Origin of the sequence: Roseibium sp., assembly GCF_050301095.1 — a bacterium.
Taxonomy (GTDB): Bacteria; Pseudomonadota; Alphaproteobacteria; order Rhizobiales; family Stappiaceae; genus Roseibium.
In genome coordinates this window covers 1-18,421 of record NZ_JBNKYW010000282.1, presented here as the reverse complement: position 1 = coordinate 18,421, position 18,421 = coordinate 1, and the positions used below count along the sequence as shown (strand labels likewise).

The following is an 18,421-nucleotide window of genomic DNA, read 5'->3' as shown; positions in this document are numbered from 1 at the left end:
CATAGGCTTCGGCGGTTTGGGCGGAAGTGTCTTTCGGCAGCGCGGCGCGCAGGTCTGGACCGGCCAAAGTGCGGATTCGCCTGAGCAGGACCGCGAAAGGAGCATTCCGGTCGATGGGATCCGAGTCTCCGAGGGCCCTGGCCTGAATGACTTCCCTGCGCTTCGTGCGGTCGACAACGCAGATGAAGGGAACTTCGGTGATTTCCTCCCAGGAGGCCTTGAGGGCAGTCAGGCCGGTATCCGACGACCCCTGTAACTCGATGATCGCGATCCGGGCCGAGCCAACCGTCTTCGGCGTCACCTTGGCCATGTCGACCAAACGCGCTCGGTAGTACAGCGGCAGTTTTCTGACCGGAGAGCCGTCTGGCAGAGGACCATCCGAGATCAGAACAATTTCCATTCCCGACCTCTTCCCATCCGCGAAACACCGGCGTCAGGCTGCGGGCCGGACGGGTTTCACGAGTAAACAACCTCCAAAAAATGACGCAGTTTCCTTTAAGAACCCCTAAAACGACCTTTCAGAACCGGGTTTCAGGGCGCCAAACTGCCGGCGCGGCTGATCAGATCCTGCTTGCTCAGGGTAAAACCGCTGTCGTGCCATTCTTCCTCAAGCCGCTTCAGGAGATCTCCCAGTTTCGGTCCGGCGGAATGACCGGCGGCGATCAGATCGGCGCCCCGCAACGGGAATGCCGGTGCGGTTTGTTCTCTCAGGCTTGCAAGCAGTTCGGAAAAACCGGCCTCGTCCGCACTCTGCTGCGCCCGCATTCTCGCCCAATAGGCCAGGAGGCCGTCGATCGCGCCCTGCCGCCCGAACTTGTAGACGAGCGACGCCGGTGGCGGAAAGCCTTCTGTGGTGCGCAACTCCCTGGTGACCGCCCAGGCGGTTGCCATGCGTTTTCGCTCCGCGTTCGACAGCCGGAACCGGTCACTGATGCGTTCGATGTCCTCGCGGACAAAACCGCCCAGGACGACCAGACCCACTTCCGGGTCGCGGACTTCGCCGGCAAGATCCTCAAGCCCGCGCAGGGCCTCGAAGTCCTCGATACGCGCCAGTCCGCCCGTGGCAATTTCCCAGAGCCCACAATCGTTCATCATCCTGAGCGCCGAAGCTGCCAGGGGTGCCTTGAGGAGCCGCCGCATTTCATGACCGATCCGCTCGGCCGACAGATGGCGCAACCCGTCCCGGTGGCGCAGGCACGCGCTGAGCCCGGCGGCATCCAGGCCGCCCTGCCCGTAGGCCGCGTAGATCCTGAAGAACCTCAGGATGCGCAGATAGTCCTCCTGGATGCGCTTGTCCGGGTCGCCGATGAAACGGACCCGCCCGGCCAGGCAGTCCTCCAGTCCGCAAAGCGGATCGTGCAACTGCCCGTGACGGTCGACATAAAGCGCGTTCAGGGTGAAATCACGGCGCTCGGCGTCCCGCGTCCAGTCACGGCCGAAGACGACCCTGGCCTGCCGGCCGAAAGTCTCCACGTCTTCGCGCAAGGTCGTGACTTCATAGGGATAGCCGTCGCTGATGACGGTCACCGTGCCGTGATCAAGGCCGGTTCCGACCGGTTTCAACCCGGCATCCGCGGCCCGCTTCATGACCAGTTCCGGCAAGGCGGTCGTGGCGATGTCGACATCGGGTACCGCGTGCCCCAAAAGCGTGTTGCGGACGGCACCACCCACCACGCGCGCTTCGTCCCCCTCCTGCTCCACGGCCGCGAACACGGCCTGGATACCGGGGGAGCGCAGCCAGTCTGCCTGCCGCAGTATGTCGTCAGCGCCTGATGTCATGGTGTCATTCAAACCGGCCAGGAACAAAAACCCCGTCCCGCATTTCCGAGGGCCGGTAACTGGTGCCTTCCGGAGCGCGGTCGAATTGCGCCATAGCTACAAGGCCTGCAATGACCAGCGCAAGCCCGGCCAGCGTGAGCCAGGCAATTGGCCCCCTCGACCAGCTTTCCGGGTGGCGGCTCTTCTTGCTCAGCCACAGCCAGGCGCCATAGCAGACGAAGGGGATGAGGAACAAAAGAAGTTGGGTAAAGACAATTCGCAGCATCAGCGATAAGCCGTTTCGTACAAGGACCGTATGATACCGGCCGTGACACCCCAGATATACCTTTCCCCGAAAGGCATGGCATAGAAGTAACGCCGACTACCCTGCCATTCGCGGCTCTGTTTCTGGTGGTTCGCCGGGTTCATCAGGAACTGGAGAGGCACCTCGAAGACATCTTCCACCTCTCCGGGATTGGGATGAAAGACGGCATCTTCGCGGATGGCGCCAACGATGGGGACCACACGATATCCGGAGCCGGTGAGATAAGGCGCGAGCTGCCCCAGGAATTCGACCTGGACGGGGGAAAGCCCGATTTCCTCTTCCGCTTCCCGAAGAGCCGCTTCCACCGGATCCTTGTCCGTCGGATCAATCTTGCCGCCGGGAAAGGCAACCTGGCCGGCGTGGGATTTCAGGTGCCCGGTTCGCTGGGTCAGGACGACGTTCGGTACATCCCCGCGTTGGGTGATGCCGATCAGCACGGCTGCGTCCCGCGGCGGGCCGTCCCATTTGGCATAAGGTCCAAGATCCGGATTGAGGATGTGATCCCCCGTCTCGCGCGCCTCACCGAACCGCGCGGTTTCGGCAAGACGTCGCCGCAGAAAAGGGCTCCAGTCGGCTGTGGCAAATGTATCGTTCAGGGAATAAGCAGTCATGGGATCAGGCCGTTCGGGTACGCGTCCAGGCTTCACTCCGGTGCATTCACAAGTTCGGGGGCGAGCGCAAAAAACGCTCCTTTGCTCCATACGCCTGTTTCCACGCCTTTGTCCCCTTCGCGTTCTTCCAGCAGGTCTGCCAGCTGATACATGAGTGCGCGCGTAAACAGCGCTTCCAGCCGGCCTCTGACATGAACATAGGGCTTGAGGCCGCCACTGTCCGGTTCTTTTTCGTATCGCAAGGGATGATCCGGGCCGACCTCGACCAGTTCACCGAGATTTGTCCTCAGCGTCAGCGCCTGGTTTTCGGATTTTCCGGACACCGCCATCTCCACCGCCAGCATCGGGGCGTCATCCACGGTGATGCCGATCTTCTCCACCGGCGTCACCAGATAGAACCTGCCGTCGTCATCCCTGCGCAGCACGGAGGCGAACAGCTTGACCAGCGCCTCGCGGCCGATCGGAGATCCGAGGTAATACCAGGTGCCGTCGCGGGCGATTCGCATGTCGAGATCCCCGCAAAAGGGCGGATTCCATTTTTCCACCGGCGGCGGCGTCCTGTCCCTGCCATCCGCCCGGCTCATCAGCGCCTTCAACCCCTCCGGCATTGTTTTCCCGATATTGACGGATCCCTCCGGTACAGACATTTCCGCTCCTGAATTCCCAAATCCGAGATACCGCAAATTTTAACTATTCGGGCACTCGCGCAATCGTCTCCATCCAGCTACCTATAGGGGTGACCCGGAGGTTTTCCCCAAAGCAAGGAAAGAATCTTGGACCTTTCCACTGTATGGCGCACAATTGCGCCTTATCTACTGATTTATATGGTGTCAGACTGATTTGATAGCAGCAACCTGGCTCCGAGGTGCATGAATAAAGGCCGTTTCCGGCAACGGGAAAAAGATTAGGGATAGGTGATTCATGAGCGTAGTTTCCCCCTCCAGCCCTTCCGAAGAGGATCTCGCCGCAGTCGCCGAAAGCGCCGAACGCGCCGTCAGCCGCATCAGCGATGCCAAGACCGATATCGCCAGGATCATCTTCGGCCAGGAAACGGTAGTCGAGCAGTCCCTTGTCACCATTCTCGCCGGCGGCCACGGCCTTCTGGTCGGGGTGCCGGGCCTTGCCAAGACCAAGCTCGTGGAAACCCTCGGCACCGTGCTCGGGCTGGACGCTCGCCGGATCCAGTTCACGCCCGACCTGATGCCCTCCGACATTCTGGGCGCGGAGGTGATGGAACAGAGCGCCGACGGCGGCCGCTCCTTCCGCTTCATCCCGGGACCGGTGTTTTCCCAGTTGCTGATGGCCGATGAAATCAACCGCGCCAGCCCCCGGACCCAGTCCGCGCTCCTGCAGGCCATGCAGGAATACCATGTGACCGTTGCCGGTCATCCTCACGACCTGCCGCGGCCGTTCCATGTGCTCGCCACCCAGAACCCGCTGGAGCAGGAAGGCACCTACCCGCTGCCCGAAGCCCAGCTGGACCGGTTCCTGATGCAGATCGACGTGCATTATCCCGATCTCGATGCCGAACGCCGCATCCTTCTGGAGACGACGGGCGCCGATCAGGCCAGGGCGCAGGTCGCCATGGCGGCCGAAGAACTGATGGAATACCAGCAACTCGTGCGCCGCATGCCGGTCGGAGAATCCGTCGTCGAGGCCATCCTGAGGCTCGTCCGCTCCGCCCGTCCGGAAGACGGTGATGGCGGCTCGGACCTCACCAAGCTGATTGCCTGGGGTCCGGGACCGCGTGCCAGCCAGGCCCTGATGCTGACTGTGCGGGCCCGCGCCCTGGTCGACGGCCGCCTGGCCCCGTCCGTAGACGACGTGCTTGCCCTTGCCGAACCGATCCTTCAACACCGGATGGCACTCACCTTCGCCGCCCGGGCAGACGGGCACACGGTGCGGGATGTAATCCGCAGGGTCAAAGAGATCATCGCCTGATCCCCCTCTTAGGAGCCTGACCGCATGGACCCCAACACCAAATCGGCTGGCATTGACACGGACACGTGGCCGAACGTCATCGGCGAAGCGCGTTCTGTCGCCGATGCCCTGCCCGATCTCCTGGTGGAGGCAAGCCACGTCGCCAGCTCCATCATCGCCGGCTGGCACGGACGCCGCCGGGCCGGCCCTGGCGAAAGCTTCTGGCAGTTCCGGCCCTTCAACATGGGAGAGCCGGCCAAGCGCATCGACTGGCGGCGCTCAGCCCGTGACGACCATCTTTATGTCCGTGAACGGGAATGGGAAGCTGCGCATACGGTGTGGCTGTGGGCGGACCTGTCGGCATCCATGGTCTTCCGCTCCAAGCTGGCCGATGTGACCAAGCGCGACCGTTCCATCATCCTGATGCTGGCACTTGCAGACATGCTGGCGGAAACCGGCGAACGCATCGGACTGCCGGGTCTGACACGGCCGTTTTCCGACCGGCGTGCCGCCGAGCGCCTCGCCGACGCGCTTGCCCATCTTTCCAGTCCGGTCGCTTTGCCCGACACCATGTCGGTGAAACGCTTTGCCGACATCGTTCTGGTGTCCGATTTCCTCGACCCGCTCGACGAAATTGCCAGCTGGATGGCGCGCGTTGCCGGCACCGGCGCGCGCGGTCACCTCGTTCAGGTTCTAGATCCGATCGAGGAGACCTTCCCCTTCGACGGCCGGGTCGAGTTTACCGATCCGGAGATGGGATTGCGTCTGACCGCCGGACGGGCGGAAAACTGGCGGACGGACTACCACAACAAGCTGGAAGCCCACAGGGCGGAAATCCGGGACATGGCCCGCCGCGCAGGCTGGACCTATGTTCTGCACCATACCGACCGGCCGGCTTCCGAACCTCTTCTGGTGCTGCACAGCGCGCTGTCCGGTGCGCTGAACGTGATGCGGCAGGGAGGCGCCTGATCCATGTTTTCCGCCCTGCCCCTGACATTCACCGCTCCCTGGATCCTGACCGCGCTCGCGCTGCTGCCGGTGATCTGGTGGCTGTTGCGCCTGACGCCGCCGCGCCCGCGCGAAATTGCCTTCCCGCCAACCCGGCTGCTGCTCGATATCGACCAGCACGAGGAAACCCCGCAGCGCAGCCCGTGGTGGCTGACGCTTTTGCGCCTGTTGCTGGCCGCCATCCTGATCGCCGCTCTTGCCGGTCCGGTCTGGCGCTCCTCCAAACCGGTCGATACCGGCGAAGGCGTGCTCTGGCTGCTGGTGGACAACGGCTGGACCTCCGCCAAGGGATGGGATGCCCAGGTGAGCGCTGCCGAACAGATCCTGACTGCCGCGGAGCAGGAGGGACAGCCGGTCCTGTTTGCCGGCACGGCTGAAGGACCGAACCAGAACCTGACACCGGAAGCCGCCGCCAGTGCGCTGGAAAAACTGCGGGCCATGGAACCCCGCCCCTATCCGCCCCGGCGCAGCGAACTGAGCGTCGGCCTGCGCAAAGCGTCGCAGAAGGCCCTGCCCGGCGCCATTGTCTGGCTGTCCGACAGCACGGACACCCGGGAAACCTTCGTGTCCGATCTTGCATCGATCACCGGCAGCGCACCGGTGACGGTTCTGACCGGACTGGAAACGCCCATGGGACTGAAGGATCTTTCCAACGATGCCGAAGCCCTGTCGCTCACCGTGGTCAGGCACCCCGGACAACAACTCGGTACAGCGACGGTTCAGGCGCTCGACCTGAAGGGCCTTGTCCTCGGCGAGGTACAGGCCAGATTCGATCCCGGTTCAGCAGAAACGGAAGCCCGCTTCGAATTGCCGAGTGAATTGCGCAACGACATTGCCCGTGTCGAAATTGCCGGCGAGGCGGCCGCCGGAGCAGTGCAGCTCGTGGACGACAGCTGGCGCCGGCGCACTGTCGGCCTGATTTCCGGTCAGTCCGGCGATCTGGATCAGCCACTGCTGTCGCCGGTCTATTATCTCGAACGCGCCCTGGCCCCGTTTTCCGATATCCGCCGTCCCCGCGACAGCGACATCGCGAGCGCGGTGCCTTCACTTATCGATCAGGGCATTTCCGTGCTGGTGCTGGCCGACGTCGGCAGGCTTCCGGAAACGACCGCCGACACCTTGCGCGACTGGGTGCGGAACGGTGGCACGCTCGTCCGCTTCGCCGGCCCCAGAACGGCCGGAGGCAGCGACGACCTGATTCCGGTGCGGCTCAGGGCGGGCGACCGTTCTCTTGGCGGGTCTCTCTCCTGGAAACAGCCGCAACAACTGGCGGATTTCCCGGAAGGGTCGCCCTTCTCCGGATTGAAGGTGCCGCAGGAAGTCACCGTGACCCGGCAGGTGCTCGCCGAACCGACCTCCGACCTGCCCGACCGGACCTGGGCGATGCTCGAGGACGGCACACCGCTGGTCACCGCTTTGCCCATGGGTGCCGGCAGCCTCGTGCTGTTTCACGTTACCGCGGACTCCTCCTGGTCCAACCTGCCTCTGTCCGGTGTCTTCCTGAACATGCTGCGCCGGATCCTGGCCGTCTCCAACGTCGCGGCCGCCTCCGAAACGCTGGAGGACGGTACGCCCGCCAAAAGCGTGCTGCCGCCCCTGCGGCTCCTCGACGGCTACGGCCGCTTCGGCCCGCCGCCGGTCGAGGTCACGCCGGTGAGTGCGACCGACTTCCGGGACGCGGCGGCAAGCCGGCGCACGCCGCCGGGTCTTTACGGGACAGAGGACGGTTTCCGCGCCCTGAACCTGATGCAGCGCGGTGATGATCTCCAGCCTCTGGATCTCTCCGCGCTCGAGGGCAAGACAACCACCGCCGCCTATCCGACGTCCGACCCGTTCGATCTGAGGTCGGTGCTGTTCCCGCTGGCGTTCCTGCTTCTGGTTCTCGACGCCATTGCCGTCTTCCTGCTGGCCGGCGGCCTGAGCCGCCTGGGTCTGCGCAACCGGACGGCTGGCCTTGCCATCGCGGCCCTTGCCGCGGGGACCGCGGCTCTGACCGGCGCGCCCGGCCCGCTGCACGCCCAGTCGACTTCGAGCGAATTGCAGGCACTGGACTCCACCCTGCAGACCCGGCTGGCCTATGTGCTCACGGGAAATCCGGAAATCGACGATACCAGCGCCGCAGGTCTCTATGGCCTGTCCCAGTTCCTGGCGGAGCGGACGGCGCTGGAGCCCGGGCCACCGATCGCGATCGACATCGCCCGGGACGAGCTGTCTTTCTATTCCCTGTTGTACTGGCCCATCGACCCGGCGGCGGACAAGCCCAGCGACCAGACGATAGCCCGTATCGACACCTTCATGCGCAACGGCGGCACCATTCTGTTCGACACGCGCGACCACATCAACGCGTCGGCCAACAGCTTCGTCTCCACGCCCGCCACCCTGAAACTGCGCGAAATCCTGGAGGATCTGGACGTGCCCCCCCTTGCGCCGGTGCCGCCCGATCATGTCCTCACCAAGGCCTTCTATCTGCTCGAAACCTTCCCGGGCCGCTATGCGACCAGCCCGCTGTGGGTGGAAAGCCTTGAAGATGTCGCCGCGCGCGGTGACCGGCCGGTGCGCGCGGGCGACGGCGTCTCACCCATCATGATATCCGGCAATGATTTCGCGGCCGCCTGGGCGATCACGGAAGGAGGCGAGTTCATGTATCCGACGGTGCCGAACGATCCGAACCAGCGCGATTACGCCTTCCGCTCCGGCGTCAATATCGTGATGTACAGCCTGACCGGTAACTACAAGGCCGACCAGGTGCATATTCCCGCCCTGCTCGAACGGCTCGGACAGTAGGAGTGCCGATGGTCTGGTCCCTTTCTTTCGACCCTTTGCTGCCTCTCTGGCTGCTTTATTGCGGTGTCGCGATTGCCGTTCTGATCGCGCTTCTGACAGGTTATCTGCGGCTGCGGGGCTGGCTGCTCCGGGCGCTCAGCATGGCGCTCCTGCTTCTGGCGCTTGCCAATCCCGCGATTGAACGTGAAGACCGGGAACCGCTTTCCAGCGTCGTTGCCGTGGTCGTCGACAAAAGCCAGAGCCAGCGCCTGTCGGACCGGCAATCGACAACGGAAGAAGCCGCGGAACTCATCAGGAGCCGGATCGGCGCCCTTGACGGGTTCGAAGTCCGCGAACTGGAAGCCCGCAACTCCGGGTCGGGCGACGGCACAGCGGTCTTTCAGACCCTTTCCAACGGTCTTGCCGACGTACCGCCCGAACGGGTCGGCGGGGCCATTATCATCACAGACGGCCAGATCCACGACATTCCGGAGACCGCCGGTGCCATCGGCTTCGATGCCCCCATCCACGGCCTGATTACAGGCACCGCGGACGAGCGCGACCGCCGCATTGTGCTGGACAAGGCACCAAGGTTCGGTCTGGTCGGTTCGGAACAGACCGTCAGCCTGACCGTCGTCGACCAGGGCCGGGGAACCGGTCCCGGCGACCGGGTGCATGTGATCGTCAAGCGCGACGGCAGCGTTGTGACCGAACGCATCGCGAGAACCGGCGAGAAGATCGACATCCCTGTCGAAATCGCCCATGGCGGCGACAATATCTTCGAGTTCGAGGCAGCGCCGCTCGGAGACGAACTCACGCTTTTGAACAACAGGGCAGTGGTCACGATCGACGGCATCCGCGAGAACCTGCGGGTGTTGCTGGTCTCCGGTTCGCCGCATGCCGGCGAGCGCACCTGGCGCAACCTCCTGAAGTCCGATGCCTCGGTCGATCTGGTGCATTTCACCATTCTGCGCCCGCCGGAGAAACAGGACGGCACGCCCATCAACCAGCTCTCGCTGATCGCCTTCCCGACGCGGGAACTGTTCTCGGTGAAGATCGACGAGTTCGACCTGATCATCTTCGACCGGTATGTGCGGCGCGGCGTGTTGCCGATGCTCTATTTCGACAATATCGCCCGATATGTGCGGGACGGCGGTGCCGTCCTGCTTGCGGGCGGTCCGGATTATGCGGAAAGCGGCAGCCTCTACCGCACGCCGCTGGCGCCGATCCTTCCGGCCCGTCCGACCGGCACCATCCTGGAACAGCCTTTCCATGCGACCCTTGCCAGCCTCGGCGAACGCCACCCGGTCACTCGCGGGCTTCCCGGATCGGAACAGGATCCCCCCGCCTGGAGCCGTTGGTTCCGCGCCGTCGACACCGAGCTCGATGCGGGTCAGAACCTGATGTCCGGGCCGAGCGACACTCCCCTTCTGGTGCTCAACCGCGAAGGGGAAGGCCGGGTCGCCATGCTGCTGTCCGACCATGTCTGGCTGTGGGCGCGCGGCTTCGAGGGCGGCGGCCCGCATGTGCCGCTGCTGCGCCGTCTGGCTCACTGGCTGATGCAGGAACCGGCTCTGGAAGAAGAGGCCTTGAGTGTTTCGCAACGCGGACCCGAACTCTTCATCGAACGGCAGACGCTCGGCGACAAAGTCGGCGAGGTGACGGTCGTCTCGCCGACGGGCGAGCGACGGGACGTTGCCATGACGGAACAGGAACCGGGTCTGTGGCGAGGCAGTCTGCCGGTCAACGAGACGGGGCTTTTCAACGTGACCGACGGCACCATGAGCGCGCTCATCCACGTCGGCCCGCAAAACCCGCGCGAATACACCGACGTGCTGTCGACGACGGAAGTGCTCGCTCCCGTCAGCGACGCCACGGGCGGCTCCTCGAGGCGTCTCAGGGACGTCGGCGGTGAGCTCTCCGTGCCGCGGGTCGTGTCCATGCAACCGTCGGCGAACTATGCCGGCAACGGCTGGATCGGCCTCAAGACGACCCAGGCCAGCGTGCTGAACGGCGTCGACCGCTATCCGCTCATGCTCGGCTTCCTGGGACTGGCCCTCCTGCTCGGAGCCCTGTCGCTGACATGGTACCGTGAGGGGCGGTAGGGGCAGCGATCAACCGGCCGTGCCTCAATGGCTATCGGCCTCAGGCATCGATCAATCCACGACTTCATCCAGAGGAAGCGCGTAAGCGCTGTTTCGAAGGATGAGGCCGTAGAACTGACTCGTTTTACCAGAAGAAGCCTATCGGAAACTTGTTTCCGGGGCGTGTCACGATTGGGAGGGCAAAGCCATTGACGCTCCCCCATGCACCATGCCTTCCGGCATCACACCTTCGTTGAACAGCGCAATCAGAAGGCGGGCGGGGTCGACCGGGCCCGGCAGGGTTATCCTGCCGAAAGGAACCTGGTTGAAGCCGAAGGGGCTGTAATAGGGCGCATCGCCGACGAGCAGGACAACCTTGTCGCCGGCGGCTTCCGCAGCCGCCAGCGCGGTGCGCATCAGCGCCTTGCCGAGGCCACGGTTCTTGAAGTCGGGAGAGACCGTCAGCGGGCCGAGCAGCAGTGCTTCCGTTTCGCCGATCAGGATCGGTGACAGCCTGATCGATCCGGCGACCTGAGAGCCAGCGAGGCCGACAAAGGAAAGGTCCGGCCGGTGCGGTACGCCTTCGCGAATCCGGAAGGCGGTCCGGGCGAAACGGCCGGGACCGAAGGCTTCTGCCTGGAGGTCTTCGATGGTGGCATTGTCGGAGGCGGTTTCGGGCCGGATGACCCACGTCGTCTGTTTCATTAGGCAAATTCCAGCAGGCAGTCTTTGATCAAGAGCGCGCCTGCCGATGGCCCGGAATAAAACGTTCGGAAATCCGGGTTCAGGTCAGCCGCGACGGTGCGGACGAGAGATGTCTCGTCGGCTGGTTCGTCGTCGGAGTGTCAGACCTGCGGTCATCTGTCCCAGTCTCGTCAAAAGGCCGGTCTTCAGGTTTGGGACCGGCAGTTTCCCAATGAGGGAAAGCGGTTACCACTAAATCCCCTGTCCGGTCCAGTGCTTTTTTGACCTGCTCGATCAGCGATTTCATTGTTCACCTTGTTCGAACGGTGCATTCAGTTGATTGTATTTCCAGGCAAAGTCACAACCTGAGTTGAAGTATCAACAGATGGAATGGATACAGAGCATGGGAATGCTGGTTGACGGGAACTGGACAGATCAGTGGTACGACACGAAGTCCACGAATGGCCGCTTCGTGCGCAAGGACGCTTCCTTCCGCAACTGGATCACCGCGGATGGTTCCGCCGGTCCGAGCGGCGAAGGCGGGTTCAAGGCCGAGGCCGGGCGTTATCACCTTTTTGTCTCCTATGCCTGCCCCTGGGCCCATCGCACGCTGGTCTTCCGGAAGCTGAAAGGCCTGGAGAACATGATCACCGTGTCAGCCGCCAACCCCTTGATGCTGGAGAACGGCTGGGAGTTCCCCGATGCAGGGCCTGTGGCCAATGCGGACTATGCCTGGCACATCTATGCAAAAGCCGATCCGCATTACACAGGCCGCGCCACCGTGCCGATCCTGTGGGACAAGCAACGGAACACAATCGTCAGCAACGAATCTTCGGAAATCATCCGGATGTTCAATTCGGCCTTCAACGGCCTGACCGGTTCCACGCTGGACTTCTACCCGCAAGCACTGCGCACGGAAATCGACGCGATCAATGAGCGGGTCTATCACACGGTCAACAACGGGGTTTACAAGGCCGGCTTTGCCACCAGCCAGGAAGCTTACGACGAAGCCGTGACGGCTCTGTTCGATACCCTTGACCATCTGGATGCCCGGCTTGCGGACCGGCGTTATCTCACAGGACCGATGCTGACAGAGGCGGACTGGCGTCTTTTCACAACCCTGGTCCGCTTCGATGCCGTCTATGTCGGTCACTTCAAGTGCAACATCCGGCGCATTGCCGATTATCCGAACCTGTCGAACTACCTGCGCGATCTCTACCAGATGCCGGGCATCGCGGAGACAGTGGATATGGCAACCATCAAGGCCCACTACTACGGCTCGCACGAGAGCATCAATCCGACCGGGATCATCCCTGCGGGTCCGGATCTCGATTTTCTTGAGCCGCACGACCGCGGCCGGTTGAAGTCAGTGGCCTGATGATGCCGGCGCTTGCCTGAGCGGTCACTTCCGGCGGCAGGCTACCATCTGCCGCCGGAGCCAAAATCACCGGACCGGAATTCGCCCAGCCTGCGCGCAGTGGCCGCGCTGACGTCCTCCGGAAGGCTTTCGTGCCCGAAGAACGCGGCCTCCAGAATTTCGGCGCTCGGCCGCAGGAAATTGTCCGCTTCGTGCCAGCTCGCCATGTGAAAAAGGCCGACATGGTCGCGGCCCGTCGCCTCTTCGTCGAGATAGATATTGAGGAGCGCGGGCCGGTCCCGAGCCAGCACGCCCGCTTCCTCCAGCACTTCGCGGCGGGCCGCTTCCTCCAGGGTTTCGCCGGCTTCCACGCCGCCGCCCGGCAGGTACCAGCCGGGCAGATAGCTGTGCCGGACCAGTAGCACCCGGGAGTGCGTATCTTCCACGATGACCCGGACGCCGAGCGTGTAGGGATTGCGGAGCAGCCCCGCGCCCTGCACCAGTTTTTTCGTCCAGCCTTTCGGGAAACGGGAAAGAATTCTCAACATGACGCAAAAACCAGCAAATCGTTTTCCGGAGTAACACCTGATTAACCCATGCATTCCGCGCAGGGCAGCCCCTCCAGAATAACGCTCCTCTTCGGAACCCTGTGCGCCTATATAACGTGCAACTTGATGAATTCGAAGGCAGCTCTCCCAGCTGGCCTCATACCCCGAAGGACAAAAAGATGTTCAACGCTCTTTTCGGCAAACGCCGCCGCACGCGTAACCAGTATCAGTGGAAGCCGGCCGTCGACCTGACCAACCCGCGCATTGCCGCTGCCCTGATCACGTTCCCGACCAACTGATCGGCTTCCGGGCCGCCGGACGCAAGGCCTCGCATTTCCGGAGCCATCAGTCGTTTGAAGCGATGCCGCGCGAGAACCCGCGCACCGCTGGAAACCAAGGCTCAGGAACCGCGAAACCCGCCCGGCTACCCGGTTCAATAAACGGCTCAGGCAAAAGCCTGGACCGGCATAAGAGATTGCTCCCCTTACAAGGCGCCGTGTTATTTTTCTTGACGCGGCGCCTTTCCTTTTGAAGATGCGCCACCATGTTCAAGCTCGCGCATCTTTCCGACCCCCATCTCGGCCCTCTGCCGGATCCCAAACTTCTTCAGCTCTTTTCAAAACGTATTCTCGGCTACCTCAACTGGCAGCGGCACCGCTCCAGGATCATGGGCGGCAATACGCTCGACCTTCTGATCGAGGACTTGAAGTCCCAGGCTCCGGACCACATCGCGGTCACGGGTGACCTCGTCAACATTGCCCTTCCCCTGGAAATTTCCGGGGCCCGGACCTGGCTGGAAGAAATCGGGCAACCGGAGAACGTCTCCGTCGTGCCCGGCAATCACGATGCCTATGTGCCCGGTGCCGTGCGCAAGGCGCGCGCGGCCTGGTGGCCCTATATGTGCGGCGATGGAGCGTCCGTGGCGCCGTCTGAGAAGACGCGTTCCGAAGCCACCTTTCCCTATGTCCGCAAGCGCGACGGCGTTGCGCTGGTCGGCGTGACGACGGGCCGGGCGTCGGGCCCCTGGTTTGCCACGGGGCGTGTCGGCAGCAAGCAAAGCAGACGTCTGCGACAGCTCCTTGAGGAGCTGGGCCGGGAAGGACTTTTCCGGGTCGTGATGCTGCACCACCCGCCCTTCAAACAGGCCACGCACTGGCACAAACGCCTGTCGGATGCCTCAAGGGTGCGCGCCGTGGTCAAGCGCGCGGGGGCGGAACTGGTCCTGCACGGCCACACGCATATCGACAGTTTCGAGACCATCGAGGGCCCGAACGGTCCAGTCCCGGTCGTCGGCGTGCCCTCGGCCACCAGCGCTCCGGGCGGCAAGAAACCGGCGGCCCGCTACAATCTCTTCAGGATCGAAAAGGCCGAAGGCGGCTGGACCTGCGCCATGGAAGAACATGGTTTCGACAAGCAGGGAGAGCCGGTCAGATTGCTGGTGGAGCGTGAGGTGGCGATCCCAGGGCGCGGCTAGTTCGGAATAAGCTTAACTACAGGAAATGAATTCTCCGACGGGTGTCACCCCGGCCAAGCGCCAGCGAAGAGCCGGGGCCTACTCGCCGTGCCGCTTGCGACTTCAAGCATTGTCTCTTCAGGATTTTCATCCGCGCAAAACAATACCTCTCTGGAAATGATTGGGTCCCGGGTCTCACTTCGTTCGCCCGGGATGACGCCTGAGTTTAGGGCCGACAATCTGCCGCCAATCATTCCACGATGCAAGAAATAGCCATCGGAAGCTCCGGACAGTCGCACAGGACTGCCCGCATACGCATCAAAGAGGATTGGCGAACCATGCAAAAGCAATCAGGCCGATGACACCGGCGGCAATGCCGATGCCGAAAGCACCCGCGATGGCAAGCCACGGCGTGCTTCTTTCGCGCACCCGCACCACCTTGCTGTCGAGCGCCACCTGGCGCAGGCGGTTGTTGAGCCAGTCGCCTTCCAGCGCCTTTTCGCGCTCCAGAACCCGCTCGGCGATATATTCGGTCAGGCAGTCCGCCATGTCGTCGATACTGGCCGTTTCCAGAATGACCACCCGGCCGAGCCGCGTATCCTTCAGGAAGCGGTAGGTGCGCCGGTCGCCGCCAACAGCGACATGACTGGTGGCATCGATCCAAAGCCGCGGCGTCGATCCGGCGACGATCTGTAGCGAGAACTGGTCGTCGTCATCCGGAATTTCCTTGAAGACGTCCTTCAGTTCGTCGGCAAGCATGTCCAGGCGGGCGCGCTCGGTTTCCTGCAGTTCAACCACCACATCCGAACGCTCGACTTCGCCCAATTGCACCTTGCGGATGGCATCGCGAAGGGACCGCATGCGGGTATGTGGGACTACGTTATCCTGCATTTCAGACATGAGGCGCCTGACTCCGTTCTTCTGCCTTGGTCAACAGAATCTTAACTGACTCTTTCCTGGACGGAACCGGTTCGGCACCGGTATCGGCCTGCTATCCACTGGCAATGCTGCAAACATGGTTAACAAAGCTTAGGAGATTTTTAACCCTGATACCAGCAAGGGCAAACTGGCCTGCTTTCAATTCATGGGTTATGCAAAGGCAAATCCATAAAACCGTACCCTTGTGGAGATCTGGCCATGAACGTCGACGGCAAGAAGTATCGCACGATCTGGCTCGCGGAAGACGGAGCCTCGGTCGAGATCATCGACCAGACCAGGTTTCCCTTTGCCTTCGAGACCGTGACACTCCGCACGATGGAGGATGCGGCCCATGCCATCCGGGTGATGCAGGTACGCGGCGCACCGCTGATCGGGGCAACGGCCGCCTATGGCGTTGCCCTGGCGATGCGCGCCGATCCGTCCGACGATTCCCTTGATGCGGCCTGTTCCGCCCTTCTGCAAACCCGTCCGACCGCGGTCAACCTGCAGTGGGCGCTCGACCGTGCGCGCAGATCCCTCATTCCGGTGCCCGCGGAAAACAGGATGGAGGCCGCCTACATCCTCGCCAACGACATCTGCGACGAGGACATTGCCATCAACATGGCCATCGGCATGCATGGCATGGAGCTGATTGCGGCGATTTCCAGCACCAAGCGCGAAGGCGAGCCGGTCAACATCCTGACCCATTGCAATGCCGGTTGGCTGGCAACCGTGGACTGGGGCACGGCGACAGCACCAATCTACATGTCGCACGAAGGCGGCATTCCGGTTCATGTGTGGGTGGATGAAACGCGGCCCAGGAACCAGGGCGCCTTCCTGACGGCCTGGGAACTCGGTCATCACGGCGTGCCGCATACGGTTATCGTCGACAACGCCGGCGGCCACCTGATGCAGCATGGCGAGGTCGATATCGTCATCACCGGCACAGACCGGACAACGGCGACCGGCGATGTCTGCAACAAGATCGGCACCTACCTGAAGGCGCTGGCCGCGAAGGACAACAACGTCCCCTTCTATGTGGCCCTGCCCTCCCCAACGATCGATTTTTCCCTCTCGGACGGCGTCCGCGAGATCCCGATCGAGGAACGCGGAGCCGAGGAAGTCAGCCGGATGACCGGACGCGCGCAAAGCGGTTCGATTGAAACCATCGACATCGTCGCGGAAGGATCCGACGTCGGCAATCCGGCCTTCGACGTCACCCCTGCCCGGCTCGTCACCGGCCTCATTACGGAACGCGGCGTGCTGGAAGCCAGCCGTCAGGCCATTGCGGCAGCCTTTCCCGAAAGGGTGAGGGCGAGTGCCTGAGTGTGATGCCGGACAAGGCAATGCCTTCTGTTGGCGGCGGACCGGTCGCCTTCCAAGGCATTTGCGGACAGGAGCCAAGCTGTTCGGGCAGCGGCTGCTAGGTTATCATGGCCCCGGTGGGAGATGGATCTCCCGAATTGACCCTCGGTTCGCAAGACATCCTATCTCCCGGTCAACCCGGAGAAGGTCAAATGAACACGATTTCCTTCATCGGACTCGGCACCATGGGGGGCACTCTTGCTCGTGTCCTCCTGCGTGGCGGTCACCAACTCACGGTCTGGAACAGAACTTCTGAAAAAACGGCGTCCCTCGTCGAAGAAGGAGCCAAACCCGCTGCCAGCGTTGGCGAAGCGGTTGCCGCAAGCCCGGTAACCATCGTCTGCATCGACAGCTATGCCACGACCCGAAGCCTGATGGACACACAGGAGGTTCTGGACGCCTTTTCGGGCCGAATACTTGTGCAACTGAGCACCGGCACGCCGGGCGAAGCGCAGGAAAGCGCAGAGTGGAGCAGGCGGCACAACATAACTTACATAGATGGCGCTATCGAATGCCTGCCGTCCGCCGTCGGCACCAAAGATGCGCTGTTTCTGTTTGCTGGACCGGAAGACGGATACAGGACTGTCGAACCTCTGCTGCAATGCCTCGGCGGCGACATTCGTTATCTCGGCGACAACATCCGGGCGCCGGCCGCCCTCGATCTTGCCTGGCTCAGCCAGCGCCTGGGGCAAATCATCGGCGGCTTGCACGGCATCCGGCTTTGCCAGGCCGAGGATGTCGACATCGAAGCTTTCGCGAATATGCTTCCAGACGGCGACCGGGTGCAACTCCTGGCCCGCCGGATCGCCGAGGAGCGATACCACGATCCGGACGTGACCGTGCGGGTCTGGGACGCGGTTGTCCGCCGGTTTGAAGAGCAGGCCCGGGAGGCCGGCATGAACGACGCCTTTCCGGCATTTGCCGCGGGTCTCATCGGCCACACCATTCAGGCAGGATACGGTGACGAGGACGTCGCGGCGATGATCAAGATGCTGCAGAATTCCTGACGGAACAGTTTGCTTTCCGCGTGCCTGGTGAAGCCGGCACCTTGCTTCGTCCGGGTGGCTGGTCACAGGCCTCATCACCTGGCGCGGCGCCGTCAGGCCATCGTGGCAGCCTTTCCGGAGCGGACGGGGACGAGTGCGTGACTGGAAGTGGCCGGGCAGCCGCTTTGCATAAACGACCTCATCCTGAGGAGGACCGTCAGGTCCGTCTCCAAGGATGGCGTCATATTCGGAGCAAGTGGCCCATCCTTCGAGACAGCGCTTTCGCGCTTTTTCAGGATGAGGTGTTCATTGAGGCCAAATTCTTTGTAGAGGCCCTCCAGGCGCCCTTTTCCTCACCCGATCAGCGGTACGTGCGGGGCCTTGTCGACGGGATAGAGCCCTGAAAACCGCGGATCGTCGGACACTTCGATAGACCGCTTGTAGGCCTTGAAGCCGCAGGACTGGTAGAAATGGATGGCCTGAGGGCTGTCGCCGGTGCAGGTGTGCAGCCACAGGCGTCTGGTCTCCGGGCGCGCCCAGGCCATTTCGACGGCCTGGCCCATCAGCCAGCGCCCCATGCCGCCACCGATGGCATCCGGCGTCAGGCCGAAATAGGCGACGACCGGTTCTGCCGGGCTGGC

The 18,421-nt window shown here is 62.9% G+C and carries 16 protein-coding genes and 1 pseudogene; 8 read left to right on the top strand and 9 right to left on the bottom strand.

Features of this window, described 5'->3' with window-relative positions:
* The 5 genes and pseudogenes from ACQY7U_RS24725 to ACQY7U_RS24705 all read right to left on the bottom strand — a co-directional run.
* Positions 1–400: pseudogene (locus ACQY7U_RS24725) on the bottom strand (HD-GYP domain-containing protein); the annotation flags it as partial.
* A gap of 131 nt (positions 401–531) precedes the next feature.
* Positions 532–1,779, bottom strand: coding sequence for a CCA tRNA nucleotidyltransferase (locus tag ACQY7U_RS24720; protein ID WP_428650790.1), 1,248 nt, complete (start codon positions 1,777–1,779; stop codon positions 532–534).
* 4 nt (positions 1,780–1,783) lie between these two features.
* Complete coding sequence (locus tag ACQY7U_RS24715; RefSeq protein WP_428650788.1) at positions 1,784–2,044, bottom strand: DUF6111 family protein; 261 nt, start codon at positions 2,042–2,044, stop codon at positions 1,784–1,786.
* The gene (locus tag ACQY7U_RS24710; protein ID WP_428650785.1) at positions 2,044–2,694 is read right to left on the bottom strand and encodes a CoA pyrophosphatase; all 651 of its coding nucleotides are present in this window, start codon (positions 2,692–2,694) and stop codon (positions 2,044–2,046) included. The genes ACQY7U_RS24715 and ACQY7U_RS24710 overlap by 1 nt, the downstream gene beginning before the upstream one ends.
* A 32-nt stretch (positions 2,695–2,726) precedes the next feature.
* A complete protein-coding gene (locus tag ACQY7U_RS24705) occupies positions 2,727–3,341 on the bottom strand; it encodes a DUF1285 domain-containing protein (RefSeq protein ID WP_428650783.1) in 615 nt (204 codons plus the stop codon).
* Between the two features lie 274 nt (positions 3,342–3,615).
* Between ACQY7U_RS24705 and ACQY7U_RS24700 the strand changes: the two genes are divergently transcribed.
* The 4 genes from ACQY7U_RS24700 to ACQY7U_RS24685 are packed head-to-tail and all read left to right on the top strand — an operon-like array spanning position 3,616 to position 10,490.
* A complete protein-coding gene (locus ACQY7U_RS24700; RefSeq protein ID WP_428650780.1) occupies positions 3,616–4,635 on the top strand; it encodes an AAA family ATPase in 1,020 nt (339 codons plus the stop codon).
* 24 nt (positions 4,636–4,659) lie between these two features.
* Positions 4,660–5,583 (top strand): DUF58 domain-containing protein, encoded by a 924-nt coding sequence (locus ACQY7U_RS24695; RefSeq protein ID WP_428650778.1) that lies wholly within the window; start codon positions 4,660–4,662, stop codon positions 5,581–5,583.
* Positions 5,584–5,586: 3 nt separating this feature from the next.
* The gene (locus ACQY7U_RS24690; RefSeq protein ID WP_428650775.1) at positions 5,587–8,406 is read left to right on the top strand and encodes a DUF4159 domain-containing protein; all 2,820 of its coding nucleotides are present in this window, start codon (positions 5,587–5,589) and stop codon (positions 8,404–8,406) included.
* 8 nt (positions 8,407–8,414) lie between these two features.
* Positions 8,415–10,490 carry a hypothetical protein gene (locus tag ACQY7U_RS24685; protein WP_428650773.1) on the top strand — a complete coding sequence of 692 codons (2,076 nt, stop codon included), beginning with the start codon at positions 8,415–8,417 and terminating at the stop codon, positions 10,488–10,490.
* A 165-nt stretch (positions 10,491–10,655) separates the two neighbouring features.
* Here ACQY7U_RS24685 and ACQY7U_RS24680 read toward each other — a convergent pair whose 3' ends face one another.
* On the bottom strand, positions 10,656–11,174 hold the full coding sequence (locus ACQY7U_RS24680; RefSeq protein ID WP_428650770.1) for a GNAT family N-acetyltransferase: 519 nt from the start codon (positions 11,172–11,174) through the stop codon (positions 10,656–10,658).
* A gap of 382 nt (positions 11,175–11,556) precedes the next feature.
* Here ACQY7U_RS24680 and ACQY7U_RS24675 point away from each other — a divergent pair, with 382 nt between their 5' ends.
* On the top strand, positions 11,557–12,531 hold the full coding sequence (locus tag ACQY7U_RS24675; RefSeq protein WP_428650768.1) for a glutathione S-transferase family protein: 975 nt from the start codon (positions 11,557–11,559) through the stop codon (positions 12,529–12,531).
* 41 nt (positions 12,532–12,572) lie between these two features.
* Here the strand turns inward: ACQY7U_RS24675 and ACQY7U_RS24670 are convergent, their stop codons facing one another.
* The gene (locus ACQY7U_RS24670) at positions 12,573–13,058 is read right to left on the bottom strand and encodes an NUDIX domain-containing protein (RefSeq protein ID WP_428650765.1); all 486 of its coding nucleotides are present in this window, start codon (positions 13,056–13,058) and stop codon (positions 12,573–12,575) included.
* Positions 13,059–13,602: 544 nt separating this feature from the next.
* Here ACQY7U_RS24670 and ACQY7U_RS24665 point away from each other — a divergent pair.
* Entirely contained in the window at positions 13,603–14,532 is a 930-nt protein-coding gene (locus ACQY7U_RS24665; RefSeq protein WP_428650762.1) for a metallophosphoesterase family protein, read from the top strand.
* 297 nt (positions 14,533–14,829) lie between these two features.
* Here the strand turns inward: ACQY7U_RS24665 and ACQY7U_RS24660 are convergent, their stop codons facing one another.
* The gene (locus tag ACQY7U_RS24660; RefSeq protein ID WP_428650760.1) at positions 14,830–15,411 is read right to left on the bottom strand and encodes a hypothetical protein; all 582 of its coding nucleotides are present in this window, start codon (positions 15,409–15,411) and stop codon (positions 14,830–14,832) included.
* 237 nt (positions 15,412–15,648) lie between these two features.
* Here ACQY7U_RS24660 and mtnA point away from each other — a divergent pair, with 237 nt between their 5' ends.
* Entirely contained in the window at positions 15,649–16,755 is a 1,107-nt protein-coding gene (mtnA, locus tag ACQY7U_RS24655) for an S-methyl-5-thioribose-1-phosphate isomerase (RefSeq protein WP_428650757.1), read from the top strand.
* A gap of 191 nt (positions 16,756–16,946) precedes the next feature.
* The gene (locus tag ACQY7U_RS24650; protein ID WP_428650754.1) at positions 16,947–17,801 is read left to right on the top strand and encodes an NAD(P)-dependent oxidoreductase; all 855 of its coding nucleotides are present in this window, start codon (positions 16,947–16,949) and stop codon (positions 17,799–17,801) included.
* Between the two features lie 332 nt (positions 17,802–18,133).
* Here ACQY7U_RS24650 and ACQY7U_RS24645 read toward each other — a convergent pair.
* Positions 18,134–18,421, bottom strand: a 288-nt coding sequence (locus tag ACQY7U_RS24645) for a GNAT family N-acetyltransferase (RefSeq protein WP_428650751.1), incomplete at its 5' end; no start/stop codon positions are given.